This is a genomic window from Streptomyces sp. NPDC001068 (assembly GCF_042897315.1).
Taxonomy (GTDB): Bacteria; Actinomycetota; Actinomycetes; order Streptomycetales; family Streptomycetaceae; genus Streptomyces.
On record NZ_JBIAYD010000006.1, the window covers coordinates 212690 to 231683 of the forward strand.

16 protein-coding genes and 1 tRNA gene are annotated in these 18994 nt (G+C 71.8%); 14 read left to right on the forward strand and 3 right to left on the reverse strand.

Features of this window, described 5'->3' with window-relative positions; translation table 11 throughout:
- The first annotated feature begins 9 nt into the window (after positions 1–9).
- From ACFY3I_RS18595 to ACFY3I_RS18650, 12 genes are all read left to right on the forward strand, one after another.
- On the forward strand, positions 10–765 hold the full coding sequence (locus tag ACFY3I_RS18595; protein ID WP_390861510.1) for a GntR family transcriptional regulator: 756 nt from the start codon (positions 10–12) through the stop codon (positions 763–765).
- A 141-nt stretch (positions 766–906) separates the two neighbouring features.
- Positions 907–2031: a TIGR03364 family FAD-dependent oxidoreductase gene (locus ACFY3I_RS18600; RefSeq protein WP_390861511.1), complete on the forward strand. Its 1125-nt coding sequence runs from the start codon at positions 907–909 to the stop codon at positions 2029–2031.
- 14 nt (positions 2032–2045) lie between these two features.
- Positions 2046–2720, forward strand: coding sequence for a phosphonatase-like hydrolase (locus ACFY3I_RS18605; protein ID WP_390861512.1), 675 nt, complete (start codon positions 2046–2048; stop codon positions 2718–2720).
- Positions 2717–3769, forward strand: a complete 1053-nt coding sequence (locus ACFY3I_RS18610; protein WP_390861513.1) for an ABC transporter ATP-binding protein — start codon at positions 2717–2719, stop codon at positions 3767–3769. Before ACFY3I_RS18605 ends, ACFY3I_RS18610 begins: the two co-directional genes overlap by 4 nt.
- On the forward strand, positions 3732–4628 hold the full coding sequence (locus tag ACFY3I_RS18615) for a 2-aminoethylphosphonate ABC transporter permease subunit (protein WP_390861514.1): 897 nt from the start codon (positions 3732–3734) through the stop codon (positions 4626–4628). The genes ACFY3I_RS18610 and ACFY3I_RS18615 overlap by 38 nt, the downstream gene beginning before the upstream one ends.
- Positions 4615–5412 carry an ABC transporter permease subunit gene (locus tag ACFY3I_RS18620; protein ID WP_365293100.1) on the forward strand — a complete coding sequence of 266 codons (798 nt, stop codon included), beginning with the start codon at positions 4615–4617 and terminating at the stop codon, positions 5410–5412. Before ACFY3I_RS18615 ends, ACFY3I_RS18620 begins: the two co-directional genes overlap by 14 nt.
- Positions 5413–5463: 51 nt before the next feature.
- Positions 5464–6519 (forward strand): 2-aminoethylphosphonate ABC transporter substrate-binding protein, encoded by a 1056-nt coding sequence (locus ACFY3I_RS18625; protein WP_390861515.1) that lies wholly within the window; start codon positions 5464–5466, stop codon positions 6517–6519.
- A 99-nt stretch (positions 6520–6618) separates the two neighbouring features.
- Entirely contained in the window at positions 6619–8112 is a 1494-nt protein-coding gene (locus ACFY3I_RS18630; protein WP_390861516.1) for an alkaline phosphatase family protein, read from the forward strand.
- Between the two features lie 100 nt (positions 8113–8212).
- Entirely contained in the window at positions 8213–8992 is a 780-nt protein-coding gene (locus ACFY3I_RS18635; protein WP_390861517.1) for an HAD-IIA family hydrolase, read from the forward strand.
- A gap of 118 nt (positions 8993–9110) precedes the next feature.
- Positions 9111–9677, forward strand: a complete 567-nt coding sequence (locus ACFY3I_RS18640) for a hypothetical protein (RefSeq protein WP_390861518.1) — start codon at positions 9111–9113, stop codon at positions 9675–9677.
- A gap of 15 nt (positions 9678–9692) precedes the next feature.
- Positions 9693–10364 (forward strand): class F sortase, encoded by a 672-nt coding sequence (locus ACFY3I_RS18645; RefSeq protein WP_390861519.1) that lies wholly within the window; start codon positions 9693–9695, stop codon positions 10362–10364.
- A gap of 341 nt (positions 10365–10705) precedes the next feature.
- The gene (locus tag ACFY3I_RS18650) at positions 10706–11734 is read left to right on the forward strand and encodes a glycoside hydrolase family 6 protein (RefSeq protein WP_390861520.1); all 1029 of its coding nucleotides are present in this window, start codon (positions 10706–10708) and stop codon (positions 11732–11734) included.
- Positions 11735–11854: 120 nt separating this feature from the next.
- Here ACFY3I_RS18650 and ACFY3I_RS18655 read toward each other — a convergent pair whose 3' ends face one another.
- From ACFY3I_RS18655 to ACFY3I_RS18665, 3 genes are all read right to left on the reverse strand, one after another.
- Entirely contained in the window at positions 11855–13792 is a 1938-nt protein-coding gene (locus ACFY3I_RS18655; protein WP_390861521.1) for a galactose oxidase-like domain-containing protein, read from the reverse strand.
- A complete protein-coding gene (locus ACFY3I_RS18660) occupies positions 13789–15678 on the reverse strand; it encodes a glycosyltransferase family 2 protein (protein ID WP_390861522.1) in 1890 nt (629 codons plus the stop codon). The genes ACFY3I_RS18655 and ACFY3I_RS18660 overlap by 4 nt, the downstream gene beginning before the upstream one ends.
- Positions 15679–16137: 459 nt before the next feature.
- Positions 16138–16211: transfer RNA gene (locus ACFY3I_RS18665), tRNA-Lys, on the reverse strand.
- A 186-nt stretch (positions 16212–16397) separates the two neighbouring features.
- On the opposite strand from ACFY3I_RS18665, the gene ACFY3I_RS18670 reads away from it, so the two are divergent.
- Positions 16398–17699: a peptidoglycan-binding protein gene (locus tag ACFY3I_RS18670; RefSeq protein WP_390861523.1), complete on the forward strand. Its 1302-nt coding sequence runs from the start codon at positions 16398–16400 to the stop codon at positions 17697–17699.
- 48 nt (positions 17700–17747) lie between these two features.
- On the forward strand, positions 17748–18881 hold the full coding sequence (locus ACFY3I_RS18675; protein ID WP_365293080.1) for an SPFH domain-containing protein: 1134 nt from the start codon (positions 17748–17750) through the stop codon (positions 18879–18881).
- Positions 18882–18994 lie beyond the last annotated feature (113 nt).

Here is an 18994-nt window from a genome sequence, read left to right on the forward strand (position 1 = left end):
CATCCCTCCGTGGACTACCCGAACGACCAGGCCCCCGGCGCCCCCGTCCGCTCCGGCATCCCGGAGCACGGCCGCATCCCGAAGTACTACGCGGTGAAGGCGCAGATCGACCGTCTGGTCGGTGATCTCGGGGAGGGCAACGTCATCCCCACCGAGCGCGATCTGTCGGAGGAGTACGGCGTCGCCCGCGAGACCGTACGGCAGGCGCTGCGCGAACTGGTGCTGGAGGGCAAGCTGCGCCGGCAGGGGCGCGGCACGGTCGTCGCCGGGCCCAAGCTGGAGCAGCCGCTCTCCCTCGCCAGCTACACCGAGGGCGTTCGGCGCCAGGGGCGCACCCCCGGCCGTGGCCTGGTCACCCTCGACCGCTTCCCCTGCCCGGCCGCCCTCGCCGCCGAGACCGGTCTGGAGCGCGGCGAGCCCGTCTGGCACCTGGAGCGCGTGCTGCTCGCCGACGACGAGCGGGTCGGCCTGGAGAGCACCTACGTCGCCGTGTCCCGGGTGCCGAACCTCGACGCCGACTTCGAGCCCGACTCCTCCTTCTACGCCTACCTGCACGGGCAGGGCATCGCTTTCGGGGACGCCGACGAGCGCATCGAGACCGTGCTGGCCACCCCGCGCGAGGCCCTGCTCATCGGCACCCCGCCGGCGCTGCCGATGCTGCTGATCCACCGGGTGTCGCGGGACACCGGAGGGCGGCCGCTGGAGCGGGTGCGGTCGCTGTACCGGGGGGACCGGTTCTCCTTCACGGCCCACCTGCGCGGCTGAAAAGTACCGATTTGGAACGTTACCAATGAACTCCGAGTATCACGAAGAGATAACGGGTCTAGCCCAAACGTGACGACCAGTTCACGCTCTCGTTGTCAGCCGGTCCATTCCGGTTCCCCCGTCGCGAGGAGCGTTGCGGTCGTGAGAGTGACAGTCGTCGGAGCAGGCGTGGTGGGCACCATGCACGCCTGGCAAGCAGTGGAACGCGGCCACGAGGTCGTGCAGATCGAGCGCGAGGCCGAGGCCCGCGGCGCCTCGCTGCGCAACTTCGGGCAGATCTGGGTGAGCGGGCGCGCGGGCGGTGAGGAACTCGACACCGCCCTGCGGGCCCGCGAGCTGTGGGAGGAGATCGGCGACCGGGTGCCCGCGCTGGGCTTCCGCGCCAACGGGTCGCTGACCCCGGTGCGCGGCGCCCGCGAACTCGCCGTCGCCGAGGCCGCCGTGGCCCGCGCGGACGCGGCCGCCCGCGGCCACAAGCTGCTCACGGCCGCCGAGGCCCGCGTCCTGAACCCCGCCCTGCGCGGGGACTTCGACGCCGCCCTCTACTGCGAGCGGGACGCGGCCGTCGAGCCCCGCACCGCCCAGCTCGCCCTCCGGGCCGAGCTGCTGAAGTCCCCGAACTACACGTTCCTGCCGGGCCGCGAGGTCCGCGAGGTGACGGGCCCGGGGACGGTCCGCGACGACCACGGCGACGTCCACCACGCCGACGCCGTCCTCCTGTGCACCGGCGCCTGGCTGGGCGGCCTGGTCCGCGAACTGGCCGGGCCCGGGCTGCCGGTGCGCCGGGTCCGGCTGCAGATGATGCAGACCGACCCGCTCGGCGAGCCCCTCCCAACCTCGGTCGCCGACGCCGACAGTTTCCGCTACTACCCGGCGTACGCCTCCCCGGCGCTGGACGAGCTCAACGCCGGGCAGCCGCAGCCGGAGACCGCGGCCGAACACCGCATGCAGCTGCTGATGGTGCAGCGCGCCGACGGCGGCCTGACCATCGGCGACACCCACGAGTACGAGCACCCCTTCGCCTTCGACACCGTCGAGGAGCCCTACGAGCACCTCGCCGCCGTCGTCGAGTCCCTCCTCGGCCGGCCGCTGCCGCGCGTGCGCCGCCGCTGGGCCGGGGTGTACGCGCAGTGCACCGACACCACCCGGGTCGTGCACCGGCAGGAGCTGGCCGACGGGGTGTGGCTGGTCACCGGGCCCGGCGGGCGCGGCATGACCTGCTCGCCCGCGATAGCCGAGACAACCGCGAACGAACTGGGCTGGTGAGAGAGATGACCGACATGGCACAGCAGACCGAAGACATCCGACTCGTCGTGCTCGACATGGCCGGGACGACCGTCGCGGACGGCGGTCTGGTCGAGCAGGCGTTCACGGCGGCCGCCCGCCACCTGGGCGCCGACCCCGACCAGATGATCGACTACGTCCGCGCCACCATGGGCGAGTCCAAGATCTCCGTCTTCCGGCACCTGTTCGGGGAGGAGGCCAGGGCGCAGGAGGCCAACCGGGCCTTCGAGGCGGCCTACGCCGAACTCGTCGACGGCGGCCTGGTGCGCGCTCTGCCCGGCGCCCGCGAGACCGTCGAGAAGCTGCGGGCGGACGGCCGTACCGTCGTCCTCACCACCGGATTCGCCCGCGCCACCCAGGACGCGATCCTCGCCGCCCTCGGCTGGCAGGACCTGGTGCCGCTCACCCTGTGCCCCGCCGACGCCGGGGGCCGCGGGCGGCCGTACCCGGACATGGTCCTCACCGCGCTGCTGCGCACGGCCGCCGCCGACGACGTCCGCCAGGTCGCCGTCGTCGGCGACACCTCGTACGACATGCTCACCGGCGTCCGCGCCGGCGCCGGCCTGGTCGCCGGGGTGCTGACCGGCGCGCACGACGCGTCGGCGCTGCGGGCGGCCGGGGCGACCCATGTGCTGGAGTCGGTCGCGGACCTGCCGGGAGTCCTCGGATGACCAGCGGGATCCGCTTCGACTCGGTGAGCGTCGCCTACGACGGGAACGTGGTTCTCGACGCGCTCGACCTCACCGTCGGACCCGGCGAGGTGATGGCCCTGCTCGGGCCGTCGGGCTCCGGCAAGACCACCGCGCTGCGGGCGGTCGCCGGGTTCGTACGGCCCGTCTCCGGGCGGGTGTTCCTCGGCGACCGCGACGTCACCGACCTGCCGCCGTACCGGCGCGGGATCGGGATGGTCGTCCAGCAGTACGCGCTGTTCCCGCACATGCGGGTCGCCGACAACGTGGCCTTCGGGCTCAAGGCCCGCAGGACGCCCAAGGGCGAGACCCGTGAACGGGTCGCCGAGGCGCTGGAGATGACCGGGATGGCGGCGTACGCGCGCCGCTATCCGCGGGAGCTGTCCGGCGGCCAGCAGCAGCGGGTCGCCATCGCCCGGGCGCTGGCCATCCGGCCCGGGGTGCTGCTCCTCGACGAGCCGCTGTCCGCGCTCGACGCGCAGCTGCGCTCCGGGATGCTCGCCGAACTGGCGCGACTGCACCGCGAGTTGCCCGACGTGTCGATCCTGTACATCACCCACGACCAGGTCGAGGCGCTGACGCTGGCGGACCGGATCGCCGTGATGGACAAGGCCCGCCTGCGGGCCTGCGGGACACCCACGGAGCTCTACCGGGCGCCCGCCGACGAGTTCACCGCGTCCTTCGTCGGCGGGGCGAACCTGCTGCCGGTGACCGTCGCGGCCGGCGGCGTCGACTTCGCGGGGGCCGCGGTGAAGGTGGCCACGCAGGGCGCCGTCGCCGGGGCCAGGGCCACCCTGTGCGTGCGGCCGCATCTGGTCGGGCTGGGCGAGGGACCCAACCAGCTCACCGGTGTCGTCCGGGAGATCCAGTGGCGGGGGGCCACGCATCGGCTCTACGTCGACGTGGACGGGCACGAGGTGATGGCCGATCTGCGCGAGTTGAGGGATCCGCCCGGGTTCGGGGACGCCGTGAGCCTGCATTTCGCGCCGGAGGATGCGGTGCTGCTGCCCGCGGGGGTCGGCCGTGACTGAGGTCGTCTCCCGGGCGCGGGTGCGTGGGGGCCCTTCGCGCCCACGCGGCGGCAGCCGCAGATCCAGTACAGCCCCGCGTCCCTTTCGGGGCGCGCTGGTCCTGCCGCCCGTCGCCCTGCTGGCCCTCTTCTTCCTCTACCCGCTCGCCCTCGTCGTCCGGCAGTCCCTGACGCCGGACACGGGCGGCGCCTCCTTGCAGCCCTACGCCGACGTCTTCGCCTCCGAGTCGTTCCGCGACGCGCTGTGGACGACCGTGTGGATCGCCGTCTCCTCCACCGCCGGATGCATGGTCCTCGGCTTCGTGCTCGCGCTGGTCATCGCCTTCGTCCCGTTCCCCGGCGCGAACGCCGTCGCCCGCTTCGTCGACGTCTACCTCTCCTTCCCCTCCTTCCTCATCACCCTCGCCCTGCTCTTCATCTACGGCACGACCGGGATCGTCGGGTCGTTCCAGTTCCTGACCACCCCCTGGGGCGTGCTGCTGGCCGAGGTCACCTACTTCACGCCGTTCGTCATGCGGCCGCTGCTCGCCGCGTTCTCGCAGCTCGACACCGCGCAGCTGGAGGCGGCGTCCAGCCTGGGGGCGCGGGCCCCCCGGATCGTGCGGCGGGTGATCCTCCCCGAGGCGCTGCCCGCGCTCGCGGCCGGCGGAAGCCTGGTGCTGGTGCTGTGCCTGAACGAGTTCGGAATCGTGCTCTTCACCGGCGCCAAGGGGGTCACCACCCTGCCGATGCTCGTCTACAGCAAGGCGATCCTGGAGTCCGACTACCCGGGCGCCTGCGTCGTCGCCGTCGTCAACATCCTGATCTCCGTGGGCCTCTACGGCCTCTACCGGGTGGTGAGCCGTCGTGCTGGTGCATAGCCGTGGGGCCAGGTGGGTGGTGTGGGCGGTGTTCCTCGTCCTCTTCCTGCCGCTCTTCGCCCTCCCGCTCCTCGTCGTCCTCGGCGCCTCCTTCGCCACCCACTGGTCCGGCGCCCTGCCGTCGGGCATGACCGTCGGCAACTTCCGTTCCGCCACCCGCGGCGACGCCCTGCAGGCGCTCACCACCAGCCTCGTCACCGCCGTCACCGCGAGCCTGCTCGCGCTGGCCGCCGGGACCTGGGCCGCACTCGCCGCCCATGCCCTCGGCCGCCGCCGCAAGGCCCTGGTCGACGCCCTGTTCGTGCTGCCCGTCGCGGTGCCGTCGGTGGTGGTCGGGCTGTCGCTCCTGGTGGCCTTCTCCCAGCCGCCGATGCTGCTCAACGGCACCCGGTGGATCGTGATCATCGCCCACACCGTGCTGGTGACCGCCTTCGCCTACCAGTCGGTGTCGGCCGCCGCCACCCGCCTCGACCCGGCGTACGAACAGGCCGCCGCCTCCCTCGGCGCCCGGCCCGCCCATGTGCTCTGGCGGGTCCGGCTGCCGCTCCTGCTGCCCTCCCTGACCGCCGCGGCCGGCCTCTGCTTCGCCCTCTCCATGGGCGAGCTGAGCGCCACGATGATGCTCTATCCGCCCGACTGGACCCCGCTTCCGGTCCTGATCTACTCGGCCACCGACCGCGGCGCCCTGTTCGCCGGCTCCGCGATCGCGGTGGTCCTCATGGCGGCGACGCTGATCGCCCTGTTCGCCGTCTCCCGCGTCCGCAACCGAGCTTCCTACCGCTGATCACCGATCGCTGATCCAAAGCCCTCACCGATGCAAGGAGTTGGCCTCGCCATGCCCAGAAACACGCTCAAGATCGCCGTAGTCGTCTGTCTCCTCGCCACCCCGCTGCTCTCCGCCTGCGGTGGCTCCTCGGCCGCCGCCGACGAGAAGGTCGTCACCGTCTACAGCGCGGACGGCCTCAAGGGCGAGAACAACGACGGCTGGTACGACAAGGTCTTCGCCGACTTCCAGAAGCAGACCGGCATCAAGGTCAAGTACGTCGAGGGCGGCTCCGGCGAGGTCGTGCAGCGCGCCCTGCGGGAGAAGAGCAACACGCAGGCGGACGTCCTGGTCACCCTCCCGCCCTTCGTCCAGCAGGCCGACGGCAAGGGCCTGCTGCAGAAGTACGCGCCGAAGGGCTCGGAGCTGGTCAGCGGCGGCGACAAGGCCGCCGACGGCACCTGGACCTCCGTCGTCAACAACTACTTCGGCTTCGTCTACGACAAGAAGGAGCTGAAGCAGGCCCCGACGACCTGGGAGCAGCTCCTCGACGGCTCGTACAAGAACAAGCTCCAGTACTCCACACCCGGTGTCGCCGGCGACGGAACCGCCGTCCTGATCAAGGCGATGCACGACTTCGGCGGGCAGCAGCAGGCGCTGGACTACCTGAAGAAGCTCCAGGCCAACAACGTCGGCCCGTCCGCCTCCACCGGCAAGCTCGCCCCCAAGGTCGACAAGGGCGAACTGCTGGTCGCCAACGGCGACGTGCAGATGAACTACGCCCAGTCCAAGACCATGCCGAACCTCGGCATCTGGTTCCCGGCCGCCCAGGGCGGCAAGCCCACCACCTTCGCGCTGCCCTACGCGGCCGGGCTGCTCAGCGGCGCCCCGCACACCGAGAACGGCAAGAAGCTCCTCGACTTCATGCTCGCGCAGAAGCAGCAGCAGGAGGTCAGCTCCGTCGGCGGCGGCTTCAGCGCCCGCACCGACGTCAAGGCCGTCGACGCCAACGCCATCGCGCTGACCAAGCTGATGGACGGCGTCGAGGTCTTCTCGCCGGACTGGAACGACATCGACAAGAACCTCACCTCCTACGTCGACGCCTGGAAGTCCGCCACCGGCAGCTGAGCCCCCGGAACACCGCGCACGACCGCAACGCCCCTGGAACCACCGGGGGCGTTGCCATGCCCGCACCCGCCCGAGCCCCTGCTCTCCACGGAGGTCCCCGTGTCGTACCGCGTGTCCCGCCGCACCTTCCTCGTCTCCGCCGCCGCGGTCGCCGCCACCGCCGGCCCGCTCGCCGCCGTCGCCCGGGCCGCCGCCCGCACCCCCAAGGTGCTGGTCGTCGGCCTCGACGGCTGCCTGCTCACCCGGATCAAGGACGCCGACGCCCCGAACCTCGACGCCCTGATGGCGGCCGGTGTCACCGCGCCCAGCAGCATCTACGCGAACCCGCTCGCCCCGACCCTGTCCGGCCCCGGCTGGTCCACGATCATCACCGGCGTCTGGCCCGACAAGCACAACGTCAAGGACAACAGCCTCGGCGGCAACAGGTTCGCCCAGTACCCGGACTTCCTGACCCGGATCGAGACCGCGAAGCCCGCCCTGTCGACGTACGCGGTCTCCTCCTGGGCGCCGATCACGGACACCGTGTTCTCGGCGAAGGTCGACACCCGGGTCTCCACGCCGAGCGCGGAGTACGACACCGGGACCGCCGCGCGCGCCGTCGCCGTGCTCAAGGACGGCGACCCGGACGCCGTCTTCGTCCAGCTCGACAACGTCGACCACGCCGGGCACAGCTACGGCGCCGCCTCCCAGCAGTACCTGGACGCGATCCACGGCGTCGACGCCCAGGTGGGCCAGATGGTGGCCGCGCTCAGGGCCCGCGCGACCTACGCGAGCGAGGACTGGCTGGTGATGGTCACCGCCGACCACGGGCACACCGACCCCGGCGGCCACGGCGGCTCCACCCTCCAGGAACGCCAGACCTTCATGATCGCCACCGGCTCGGCACTCGCCGCCGGTTCCGTCCGGTACGACGTCAAGATGCCGGACGTCGCCGTCTCCGCCCTCGCCCACCTCGGCGTCGCGATCGACCCGGCCTGGGGCCTGGACGGACGCCCGGTCCAGCAGCCCGCCCCGGACGCCTTCGACGGCCTGCGCGGCCAGTTGCAGTCCCGCGTCGACGAGACCGGCATCGCCGCCTCGGTCCTCGGCTTCACCCACACCCCGCCCGCCGGCTGGTCCGTCGACAACTCCGCGATGGGCACCGGCGGGGTCACCGAGTGGCGCGGCTGGTCCTTCACCACCGACGAGTTCTGGACCCAGGCCCAGCGCGACCAGAACCGCGAGTGCAACGTCCGCGCCCGGAACGTGTTCGCCGTCGCCGACGGCGACGAGTGGAACGACAAGAGCCTCACCGGCACCTTCGACTCCACCCTGGTCAGCCCGGCCTACCCGGTCACCGGCGGGCGCACCGCCACCCTCACCTACACCACCTTCTACCGGCAGGAGTCCCCGCAGAAGGGCGAGGTCCTCGTCTCCTACGACGGCGCCGCCCCCGTCTCCGTGCGCACCTACACCGCCGACGTGCCCTCCCGCACCGAGACCGTCACCCTCCAGGTCCCCGCCGGAGCCACCACGGCCAGGGTCCGGTTCCGCTACACCGGCGGCAACAACTGGTACTGGGTCGTCGACGGGGTCCGGCTCACGCAGTCCTGACTAGGCTGGGGGCGTCGGTACGCCGTGGTTCCGACGCCCCCGGTTCACGCATGACCGCACGACGGCAGATACGCCGTCCGCCCGCCAGGAGACGCACCACATGGCAGACCGCAAGCCCATCGAGTCATGGCTCACCGACATGGACGGCGTCCTCATCCACGAGGGCGTCCCGATCCCCGGAGCGGACGCCTTCCTGAAGAAGCTGCGGGACTCCGAGAAGCCCTTCCTGGTCCTCACCAACAACTCCATCTACACCGCCCGCGACCTGCACGCGCGGCTGCGCCGGATGGGCCTGGACGTGCCGGTGGACAACATCTGGACCTCCGCCCTGGCCACCGCCCAGTTCCTGGACGACCAGCGGCCCGGCGGCAGCGCCTACGTCATCGGCGAGGCCGGCCTGACCACCGCCCTGCACGACATCGGCTACATCCTCACCGACCACGAACCCGACTTCGTGATCCTCGGCGAGACCCGCACCTACTCCTTCGAGGCGCTCACCAAGGCGGTGCGGCTGATCAACGACGGAGCCCGGTTCATCGCCACCAACCCCGACAACGTCGGCCCGTCCGCCGAGGGCGACCTGCCCGCCACCGGCTCGGTGGCCGCGCTGATCACCGCGGCCACCGGCAAGGAGCCGTACTTCGTCGGCAAGCCCAACCCGCTGATGATGCGGGCCGGGCTCAACGCGATCGGCGCCCACTCGGAGAACTCCGCGATGATCGGCGACCGGATGGACACCGACGTCCTCGCGGGCCTGGAGGCCGGGATGCGCACCTTCCTGGTGCTGTCCGGTGTCACCCAGCCCGACGACGTCGACCGCTACCCGTTCCGCCCCTCCGAGGTCGTGGACTCGATCGCGGACCTCGTCGACCGGATCTGACCCCCCGGGCACCAAACCTCACCTCACGGGTATCTCACCCGTACGGAGCAACAAGGCGCCCCCCGAGGATGCGGGGGCGCCGGGTGCGGGGGAGCCTCCAGATATCTGGAGGTTCACGATGGGCTCAATTCGCCTCACTCTCTGTACCGGAATCCTGGCCTGCGCGGCCGGCCTGAACCCGGCGGCCGCCCACGCGGCGGACGGCGGGCAGGTCACCGTGACCCCGGCCGCCCCGGCCTCGGGCTCGGTGGTGGCGCTGCGGGTGAGCGGCTGCCCGGGCACGACCGGCGCCGCCTCCTCGACGGCCTTCGTCTCGGACGCCCGCCTCAGCGGTGACGGCGGCGCCCTGACAGGAGAGAGCCAGGTCCGCTCCACCGTCGGCGCCGGCACCTACGACGTGCGGGTGACCTGTGGCGGCGCCGTCGTCCCCGGCACCGTCACGGTCGTGGGGCAGCCGGCCCTCGCGCAGTCGCAGGCCGGCCAGCCGGACGGCTCCGGCGGGCTGCCCGCCACACCGGTCGCGCCCGTGCACGCGGGCGGCGGCGGCACCGCCCCGTTCGCCTCGGTCGAGCCCCGCTCGACCGGTCCCGACACCGCGCAGGCGGTCACCGGTCTCGTTCTCGCCGCGTTCGCGGCGGCCGCCGTCGGGCTGCTGGGCGCGCGACGGAGCCAGGGCTCACGCTGAGGAGACAGCACGACCATGTCCGACGACGACACCGAACGATCCGCCGGTACCGGCAGGCTGCTGACCGGCGTGGCCTGGGCGATCCTGCTGCTCGGGCTCTGGCTGTGGGGCCGCGGGGTGACCGAGGTGCCCGACGGCATGTCCGGCCCCACCACGGGCGACGTGGCCGCGGTCGGCCGCCCCATGGGCGGCGAACTGCCCCCGGCGGCGAAGCCTTTGGGCTCATCCATGCCCGAGCGCATCGACATCCCGGACCTGGGCGTGCAGGCCCCCGTGGTCGCCCGCGGCCTCGACGGCAAGGGCGGCATAGACCCCCCGCCCTTCGACCAGCCCGGCGTGGTCGGCTGGTACGGCTCCGGGACCGTACCCGGCGCCGCCGGCACCGCCATACTGGTCGGGCACGTCGACACCGAGACCCGGCCCGCGGTCTTCTACAAGATCAGCGCCCTGCGCCCCGGCGAGACGATCCGCGTGGTCCGCGCCGACGGTACGGTCGCCCGGTTCACCGTCGACGACGTACGGGTCCTGCCCCGCGACCACTTCGACGCACAACAGGCCTACGGAGCACGCGAGTCGGGCCGCGCCGAACTCCGGCTGATCACCTGCGGCGGCACCTTCGACCGGACCAGCCACAGCTACACGGGGAACGTGGTCGTCTCCGCCTATCTGACCGGGACCTCCGTCTAGAGGGCGGAGGAACCCCGGGGCGGACACACCTGGCCCGGTCGACGGTCCGCTCCCCTGAGACCGCCGGCCGGGCCGGTCCTCGACCGCGCGCGCCCGGGTCGCGGGAGTGACCCGGGCGCGGGCGCGGGAGGCCGAAAGGCACGACGGGGGCCGGGCCCGCCCGCAGGCGACTCCAGAGGGGGACGGACCGGCATCCGGGCCTGGTTCCGCGATTACCCGGTCCGCCGCCCGCCGTCAACCCGGCCTGTAACAGCCGGTCGACAAGACCGGGTGATCTCGTGACGAGTACAGCGGGTATGTCACGATTGGGGCCTGGTCAAGTGCACCCAGGGGGGAATTGGATGTACGACAGCAGGGGGGCCCGGCCGCCTGCCTGGACGTGGGCACTGGGAGCGGCGCTGCTGCTCGCCGGCTGCTCCTCGGGCGCAGGGGGCGACGACCGGCCGGACACCGCGGATCCGGGCGTGGCGATCACCCAGCGGGGCGGGGAGGCGGACCCGTTCTGGGTCAACCCGGACTCCAACGCGGCCCGTCAGGTGAAGGCCTACGCCAAGGCCGGCAAGGACGCCGACGCGGAACGGATCCGCAGGATCGCGCGGCAGCCGACCGGCGAGTGGATCGGACCGGAGAACCCCGAGCAGGAGGCACGCGGATTCACCGAGGCGGCCCGGCGGTCCGGCCGTACGGCCCTGCTGGTCCTCTACAACATCCCGCACCGCGACTGCGGCCAGTACAGCCAGGGCGGCGCGGCGGACGGCGACGCGTACCGGGCGTGGACCGACGGGGTCGCCCGGGGCATCGGGGACCGCCCCGCGATCGTCGTCCTCGAACCCGACGCCGTCCTGCACCTCGTCGACGGCTGCACCCGGGCACGGTTCGCCGAGGAGCGCTACGACCTGCTGCGCGACGCGATCACCAGGCTCAAGGCCCTGAGGAACACGAAGGTCTACCTGGACGCCGGCAACGCCGGATGGGGCCACCCCGACGAGATCTACCGGTCCCTGCGACGGGCGGGCGTCGCCGAGGCCGACGGCTTCGCGGTCAACGTCTCCAACTTCTACTCGACCCGGGACTCCCTCGCCTACGGCAGGCGGCTCTCGGCGAAGGTGGGCGGCAAGCACTTCGTCATCGACACCAGCAGGAACGGCAACGGCCCCTACACGGGCGGGAATCCGGCGGAACGCTGGTGCAACCCGCCGGGCCGGGCACTGGGGGAGGCCCCGACCGAGAGGACGGCGGACCCCCTGGCCGACGCCTACCTGTGGGTCAAGCGCCCCGGAGAGTCCGACGGCACCTGCAAGGGCGGCCCCCAGGCCGGAACTTGGTGGCCGGCCTATGCCTTGAAACTGGCCCAGGGCTCCACCCCCTAGGGGCGCGGGGAACTGCGCGACAAGCCACGGCGCTCCCGCAGCCAAAGAACGGCCTGCGGGAGCGCCACGACGGAAATGCCACGGCGGAAATGCCACGGCGGGAAAGCCACGCCGGAAAAGCTACGGCACCTTCACCCACCGCGCCGTGCTCGGCGTCCCCCGGCCGTCGACCGCGAACACCATGTACCACCCGGAGGGCACCAGGTTCCGGTTCTCCGGTACCGTCACCGTGATCCGGTCCCCGGACGTCGTGAAGTCCAGCGCGACGGAGCGCTGGTCGACGTCCGTCACATGGGTCGTCGCGCTCGGCCGGACCAGGCGTACCTTCCTGACGGCCGACGCGCGGCGCGCGGTGAACGTGCCCGTCCCGCCCCGGGCGATGGTCCGCGGCCCGTCGCTCAGCGACGGCCGGGAGTCCCGGTACAGGTACGGCGGGGTGTAGATCTCGATCCGCTGCTCGAAGACGCCCGGTCTGCTGTCGGCCTTGTCCGCGAACAGCGGGTTGGACCCGAAGAACATGACCCGCCCGTCGGGCAGCAGGATCGACCCGGCGTGGTAGTCCCGTCCGACCAGCGGATCGGCGACCCGCCGGAAGGAGTTCGAGGCGGGGTCGTAGATCCGCGCCTGGTGGATGTCGGAGTCGCCGCGCCCCCGGTAGTCCTCGGAGCCGCCCGACACCAGCACGGAGTCGTCCGGCAGCACCGAGATCTGCGGGTACCGCGTGCCCTTCGCGAGCCTCGGCCCGTCCACGAACCTTGGCTCGGCGGCCTTCAGGTCGATCAGCCGCGTCCGGTTCGTGGACAGCCTGGACTCGCCGACCCCGCCGCCGCCGACGACCAGGAACCTCTCGTCCTGGGCGGGCGGCAGCAGCACGGTCCCGGACGTCTCCATCCGGTCCGGGTCGCGGAGCCCGGCGAGCCTGGTGAACCGGTTGGTCGCCACGTCCCAGATCCCGGGGTCGCGCCCGACGTCGTCCGGTCCGTACCCGGCGTTGGAGCCCGAGTAGAAGAGCTTGCCGTTCTGCAGCAGGAACAGCGCGGGGTAGGTCGGGAACTGGCGCTTGTGCCGGGTGTACGTCCAGGTCTTCGTCGCCGGGTCGAAGACCTCGTTCCGGCCCGGTACCAACTGCCCGATGTCGTCGAGGCCGGAGACGCCGAGAACCCTGCCGTCCGACAGCGTGGTGAGCGTCGGATACCAGCGGGCCTCGTTCATCGGGTCGACCTTGATGTACCGCTCGGCGACCGGATCGAACTCGTAGGCGTCCCTGATGCCTTCGAAGTCCCGCTTGTCCATGCCGAGTTTGTTGGCGATGCCGTAGGTGTTGCGTGCGTCGGCGCCGGTCAGCCCCCCGATGCGGTAGCCGTCCTGGGTGCCGGTCTCGTAGCGGGTGCCCTCCTTCGGAGCCTCGACGACGACCCGCGCGTAACCGGGGTTGTTCCGCAGGAACCTGCCGGTCTTCCGGTCGAAGACCTTCGTCGCGCGCGGGATCAGTACCGAGTCGTCGGAGAGGAACACCTTGCCGTTCCCCTTGCCGGTGAACCGGGTGCCCTCGGGCAGGGTCATCGGTTTGTCGGGGTTCTCGTTGTAGAGGATCATGACGCCGCCGGCCTTCTTGACGTCGCCCTTGAGTCTTTCGTACCGCTTGGTGCCGCCGGCGATCAGGATGTCGCCGTCGGCGAGCTGGGTGTGCCCGGTGCAGAACAGGTCCGCCGGGGTGGGCACCTTCTTGACGGTGCCCTTGACCGGGTCCCAGATCCGGCTGTCGAACCGCTTGGCGTCGAAGTTGTCCTGGTTGTTGCCCGAGCCCGCGACCAGCAGCACCTTCCCGGTGTGCAGGAGCACCGCGTGGATGGTGTCCTGGCGGTACTCCTTCGGGAACTCGACGACGTCCCAGTGCCCGTTGACGGCCTTGTACCCCGGTCTGTTGATCTTGTACTCGTGGTATCGCTCGGTCCCGAAGCGGTACAGCCACGGCCCGTTCGTCCCGGCCAGGACGAGCATCACCGCCGTACCGATCGCGAGACGACGTGCCCGGCGGCCGCCGGCGCTGTCGGTCATCGCGCGTGTCCTTCCGGTCCGCCGAGCGCGATCCGCACGGTGTCCTCCGGTTTCCCGCCGGTGCCCGCGGGCGTCCGGCCCTCGCCGCGCAGCGAGTACCGCCAGGCGAGGATCGGGGTCGCCGTGATGAGCAGCGCCAGGGTCGCCCAGGTGATCATCGCCGGATGCGAGTGGCCGCCCGCGAAGCCGGCGGCGAGCGAGCCGCCGAACACCAGGATGAAGAACCAGTGGATCCGGAAGGTGCCGAACAGCGTGTCGGGGCTGGCCGACTCGCCCTTGGGCGTGACCACGAACCTGCTCCTGCGGCGCAGCACGGTGTCCAGCAGCGAGCGGGCGTAGACCGGCGCGGACAGCGCCGACATCACCATGCCGGCCACCCCGCCGGAGCCCTCGGGTTCGTGCGGGGAGACGTTGTGCCGCCGGTTCCAGACGTACAGGCCGATCTGGAGCGCGGAGGCGTTGCCGTAGAGCATCAGCCACACGGTGGGGTCGATGTTCACGCCCGAGGCGCCCAGGCCCAGGAACAGCGCGCAGCTCAGGGCCGCGAGGATCCAGTTCAGGGCGGACATCGGATAGAAGATGATCATCATCGTGTAGTTGAGGAGCTTGCCCGGGGACAGCGTGAACAGGCCCTTCCCGTACTGCTTGAGGATCGTCTCGTAGGTGCCCCGGGACCAGCGCAGCTGCTGGGTGAAGAAGTCGGTCCAGGCGCTCGGGCCCTCACCGACCGCGAGTACGTCCGGGGTGTACACCGAGCGCCACTTCCGGCCCGTCACCGGGTTCCTGGCGCGGTGCATCTCGAAGCCGGTGGCCATGTCCTCGGTGATCGAGTCGTACAGGCCGCCGATCTGCCGGAGCGCCCTGATCCGTACGGCGTTGGAGGTGCCGACGAACATCGGCGCGCCGTAGCGGTTGCCGGCGCGCTGGATCAGGGCGTGGAAGAGGAACTGCTGGGACTCGGCGGCCTTGGTGACGAACGTGTCGTAGTTGCCGTACACCTGCGGGCCGATGACGAAGCCGATGTCCGGGTCGCGGAAGTAGCCCAGCATCCGCTCCAGGTAGTTGGGCAGCGGGACGTGGTCGGTGTCGACGGAGGCGAAGAAGTCGTAGTCGTCGCCGTGCGCCTCCAGCCACGCGTTGTAGTTGCCGTGCTTGGTCCTCGCGCGGTGCGGGCCCTTGGGCAGGTTCCACTTCTCGACGCCCTTGCGGGTGAAGTGGCGCACGCCCAGGCGCGCGCAGACCCGCCGCACCTCCGGGTCGTCGCCCTCGTCGAGCAGCCAGATGTGCAGCAGCCCCCGGTGGCGCAGCCGCACCGCCGCCTCCAGGGTCCGGGTGACCATGTCCAGCGGTTCCTTGCCGGGTACGAACGTGGTGATGAACGCGACCCGGGTGCCGGTCTCCGGGACCACCGGGACCGGGTCGCGGGCCACCAGGGTGGCGTGCGCGTTGGACAGCACGTTCAGGCAGCGGAAGAACTCGATCAGGCCGATCGAGACCAGCATCACGACGTCGAGGGCCGGCAGGAAGTCGTGGGCCGGGTGGTCGCGGTGGGTCCAGTGCCCGGGCTGCAGCAGCCAGGCCAGCAGCACCAGCGAGAGCAGCGGGGCCGCGCCCAGCATCAGGGCGGCGCGCAGGCGGTGCGGCTCCTGGGACAGCAGTGAGCGGTACCGCACGGTGTACGGCGTGCCGGGGTCGGGCTGGGTGAGGGGGCCCGCGAGCCTGCTGTAGTGCTCGTAGTCGTATCTCGGCAGTGTCCTCCTGATGGGGTGCGGGGCGGCGGCGCCCCGCTGCGCGGGTACGCGGAGCCGTGTGGTCCGTGACGGATCGGATGGGTGTGACGGATCGTGTTCCTGCTCCTGGCGGGCGCCCGTCGGCGTCGACGTCATGAGTCATTCCCCCCACACGCGCGGATCGGCGCGTGTCTGTCGGTTGCACAGCCCGGGCGGATCCCCCTCGATCAGGCCGGGCGTGTCGTTGGCGGGGCACGGCCGTTCCACGGACGAGGACACGGACCGTGACCGTCCGGTCGCCCGGTGCCCCCCTCGGCACCGATCCTTGGCCGGGGCCCCTCAACCCCGCAGATCCGGCGACCGGCTACCTACCCCCCAAGTGCCTTGAATCGTCAGCACTTTGGACATCCAGGGTTCTACGCCGCCGAGCATGATCGCAAGAGCGAAACGCGCTGTTTACCGGTCACAGGTGTTCATTGTGGAACCTGTGGTAATAGCGCGGATCAATCGTGTCGGTCGTTGACATATCGGTGCACTTGGTGTCGAGGTGCCCGTGTGGTCGGTGGGTGCACGCGAAAAAGGCCCCCCGCTTTCGCGGAGGGCCTTCCGTGTCTGTGCGCCGCCAGGGACTCGAACCCCGGACCCGCTGATTAAGAGTCAGCTGCTCTAACCAACTGAGCTAGCGGCGCCTGCTGACAGCGAGAACTCTACCCGACCGGAGAGGGTGCTCCCGACCGGCGGCCACCGGGGGGACGTCCGTCCGCCCTCCGCTGTACATCATTCGGACCGTCAGCATGCGCACCGGGACGACAGTTGGGAAAGTGGTTAATGTGCACAGTCTCGTACATATCCACCCGAAGTGTGAGGGGAATCGCATGACGGCCCCGGTATTCGAGGAATTCGACCCCGCGAACGACTGCGAATGCCCCGGCTGCGTCCACTGGCGGCGGGTGGGCCCCTACCCGCTGCCCGGACGCTTCGGCGGGCACCCGGCCGCCCGGGGTGTCCTGGTCGTGGCCGCCGCCGCGTCCGCCGCCCTCGCCGCGAGCGCCCCGACGGCCGCCGCCCACAGCGCCCCGCCCGCCCCGCACCGGTCCGCCGCCCCCGCGGACCCGGAGCCCGAGACCCCGCAGGGCACCAAGGCCCCCCTGCACGGCCATGGCGGCAAGCCCGCCAAGGGCCCCGTCACCACGCCCCCCATCACCCGCACGGAGATCATCAACCGGGCCAAGCTCTGGATCACCGCCCAGGTGCCGTACAGCATGTCCCTCTACTGGACGGACGGATACCGGCAGGACTGCTCCGGGTACGTCTCGATGGCCTGGAAGCTGACCGGGAACGAGTGGACGGGCAGCCTCGACCAGTTCGGCACGAAGATCACCAAGGACGAGCTGCAGCCCGGCGACATGCTGCTCTTCCACAACCCGGACAACCCCGAGAAGGGCTCCCACGTGGTGATCTTCGGCGGCTGGACGGACTACACGCACACCTACTACACGGCCTACGAGCAGACGCCCCCGCACGCCCGCAAGCAGTCCACGCCCTACGCCTACTGGAGCAACTCCGCCAAGTACGTCCCCTACCGCTACAAGGGTCTGATCGCGGACCCGGGCACGGCCGGAGCGGAGGCCGGGAAGACGGCGGTGGCGTACCCCGGCGCGGCCTACTTCGGGCCCGGCGCCGACAACAAGTACGTCACCCTGCTCGGCCGGCTGCTCGTCACCCGCGGGGCCGGCGCCCACTACGCCAAGGGCCCGGGACCCGTCTGGGGTGCCGCCGACCAGCGGGCCACCCGTGCCTTCCAGCTCGCCCAGGGGTGGACCGGCGCCGCCGCCGACGGCCTGCCGGGACCGCGCACCTGGGAACTCCTCGCCACCGGCAAGGGCAAGAACATCAAACCCGCCACCACGGCCACGCCCGCCCCCGCCTCGCACGGGGTCCCGGGCTACCCCGGCAAGAACTACTTCCGCCCCGGTGCCGCCAACGACCACGTCACCCGGCTCGGCAGGCGGCTGGTCGAGAAGGGCTTCGGCCGTTTCTACGCCGACGGCCCGGGACCCGAGTGGGGCGAGGCCGACCGCAGGGCCGTCGAGGCGTTCCAGCGCACCCAGGGCTGGCGCGGAGGCGCGGCCGACGGCTACCCGGGACCGGAGACCTGGCGCCGCCTGTTCCTGTAACGACCCGACGATCACGTGACGCATCTGGCGCGGAGGCTGGAGGCAGGCATGAGCACGACGACCGCACACACCCCTGAATCGGACGACCCCCTGGACGGCGGTCCACCGCCGTCCAGGCCCGTCCCCCGGCTGATCCAGAACGAGGCCACCACCGAGATCCCCGTCCATCTGCTGTTCCGCGACGACCCCGACCCGGTGTCGGTCCCGCTGCGGCCCGCCGTGGTCGGCCGCCGGCAGGGCACCGGCGAACAGCCCCGGCTGCGCCGGCCGACCCCGGCCAAGCCGCGGCCGGTCGCCGCCGTCGACCCCGAACTGGTGGAGCGCCCCGCCCGGGTGCTGCCCGGCGCGGCCGGGGTGGCGGCCGGGCTGGCCGGGACCGCCGGAGGGCTCGCCACCTCCTGGTGGGCCGGTGTGCTGCCCCCGCTCGCGGCGCACGCGCTGCGCCTTCCGGCCTACGCGGGCGCGGGACTCGGACCGGCGCAGTGGGCGGCGTACGCCGGCACCGGCGCGCTCGGTCTCTTCGGCTTCGCCGGGCTGGCCCGCGGGGCGACCGGACGGGCCTGGGTGCTCGGCCTGTTCGGCCGCTACCGGGGGACGGTCCGGCGCACCGGCCTGCTCTGGGTCAATCCGCTGCTGCTGCGCCGCCGCGTGGACGTCCGGCTGCGGCACTGGCGCAGCGAGGAGATGCCGGCTGCGGACGGCAGCGGGGTCGCGCTGCGGGTCGTCGTCCTGGTGGTGTGGCGGGTGCGGGACACCGCGCGGGCGGTGCTCGGTCTCGACGACCACGAGACCTACCTGCGGGAGTGCGTGGAGGCGGCGCTGGCCCGGGTGCCGGTGGAGGTGCCGGGCCGCACCCGGGGCTCGGTGGAGATGGCCGGGGACGCGCTGACCCGGCTGGTGGCGCGGGACGCGGGCGGGATCGGCCTGGAGGTGTTCTCCGTGCAGCCGGTACGGGTGGAGTACGCCCCTGAGGTCGCCGCGGCCATGCACCGGCGCCGGATCGCCGCGCTCGACGCCCAGCAGCGGGCCGGGATGCTCGCCTCGGTGGTGGACTCCGTCGAGGACACGGTGACCCGGCTGACCATGCGCGGTCTGGTCGAACTCGACGACTACGAACGCAAGGTGCTGGTGCGGGACCTGACGGTGGCCTTCTGCTCGGGACGTTCCGACTCCGCACACTGACCGGCAGGGATATGTCGTTGATATGGACACGGTCAACTGATGGCAATAATCTGGGACTTGGTCTAGACCTGCACGGCTCACAGAACCTCCCCCACGTTCTCCAGGAGCGGCAG

Excerpts from the sequence above, each read along its gene's own strand:
- ACFY3I_RS18615 (WP_390861514.1), top strand. The coding sequence starts at position 3,732 with ATGCGGTGCTGCTGCCCGCGGGGGTCGGCCGTGACTGAGGTCGTCTCC.
- ACFY3I_RS18650 (WP_390861520.1), top strand. The coding sequence starts at position 10,706 with ATGTACGACAGCAGGGGGGCCCGGCCGCCTGCCTGGACGTGGGCACTG.
- ACFY3I_RS18625 (WP_390861515.1), top strand. The coding sequence starts at position 5,464 with ATGCCCAGAAACACGCTCAAGATCGCCGTAGTCGTCTGTCTCCTCGCC.
- ACFY3I_RS18645 (WP_390861519.1), top strand. The coding sequence starts at position 9,693 with ATGTCCGACGACGACACCGAACGATCCGCCGGTACCGGCAGGCTGCTG.
- ACFY3I_RS18605 (WP_390861512.1), top strand. The coding sequence starts at position 2,046 with ATGGCACAGCAGACCGAAGACATCCGACTCGTCGTGCTCGACATGGCC.
- ACFY3I_RS18640 (WP_390861518.1), top strand. The coding sequence starts at position 9,111 with ATGGGCTCAATTCGCCTCACTCTCTGTACCGGAATCCTGGCCTGCGCG.
- ACFY3I_RS18670 (WP_390861523.1), top strand. The coding sequence starts at position 16,398 with ATGACGGCCCCGGTATTCGAGGAATTCGACCCCGCGAACGACTGCGAA.
- ACFY3I_RS18675 (WP_365293080.1), top strand. The coding sequence starts at position 17,748 with ATGAGCACGACGACCGCACACACCCCTGAATCGGACGACCCCCTGGAC.
- ACFY3I_RS18635 (WP_390861517.1), top strand. The coding sequence starts at position 8,213 with ATGGCAGACCGCAAGCCCATCGAGTCATGGCTCACCGACATGGACGGC.
- ACFY3I_RS18610 (WP_390861513.1), top strand. The coding sequence starts at position 2,717 with ATGACCAGCGGGATCCGCTTCGACTCGGTGAGCGTCGCCTACGACGGG.
- ACFY3I_RS18660 (WP_390861522.1), bottom strand. The coding sequence starts at position 15,678 with ATGACGTCGACGCCGACGGGCGCCCGCCAGGAGCAGGAACACGATCCG.
- ACFY3I_RS18655 (WP_390861521.1), bottom strand. The coding sequence starts at position 13,792 with ATGACCGACAGCGCCGGCGGCCGCCGGGCACGTCGTCTCGCGATCGGT.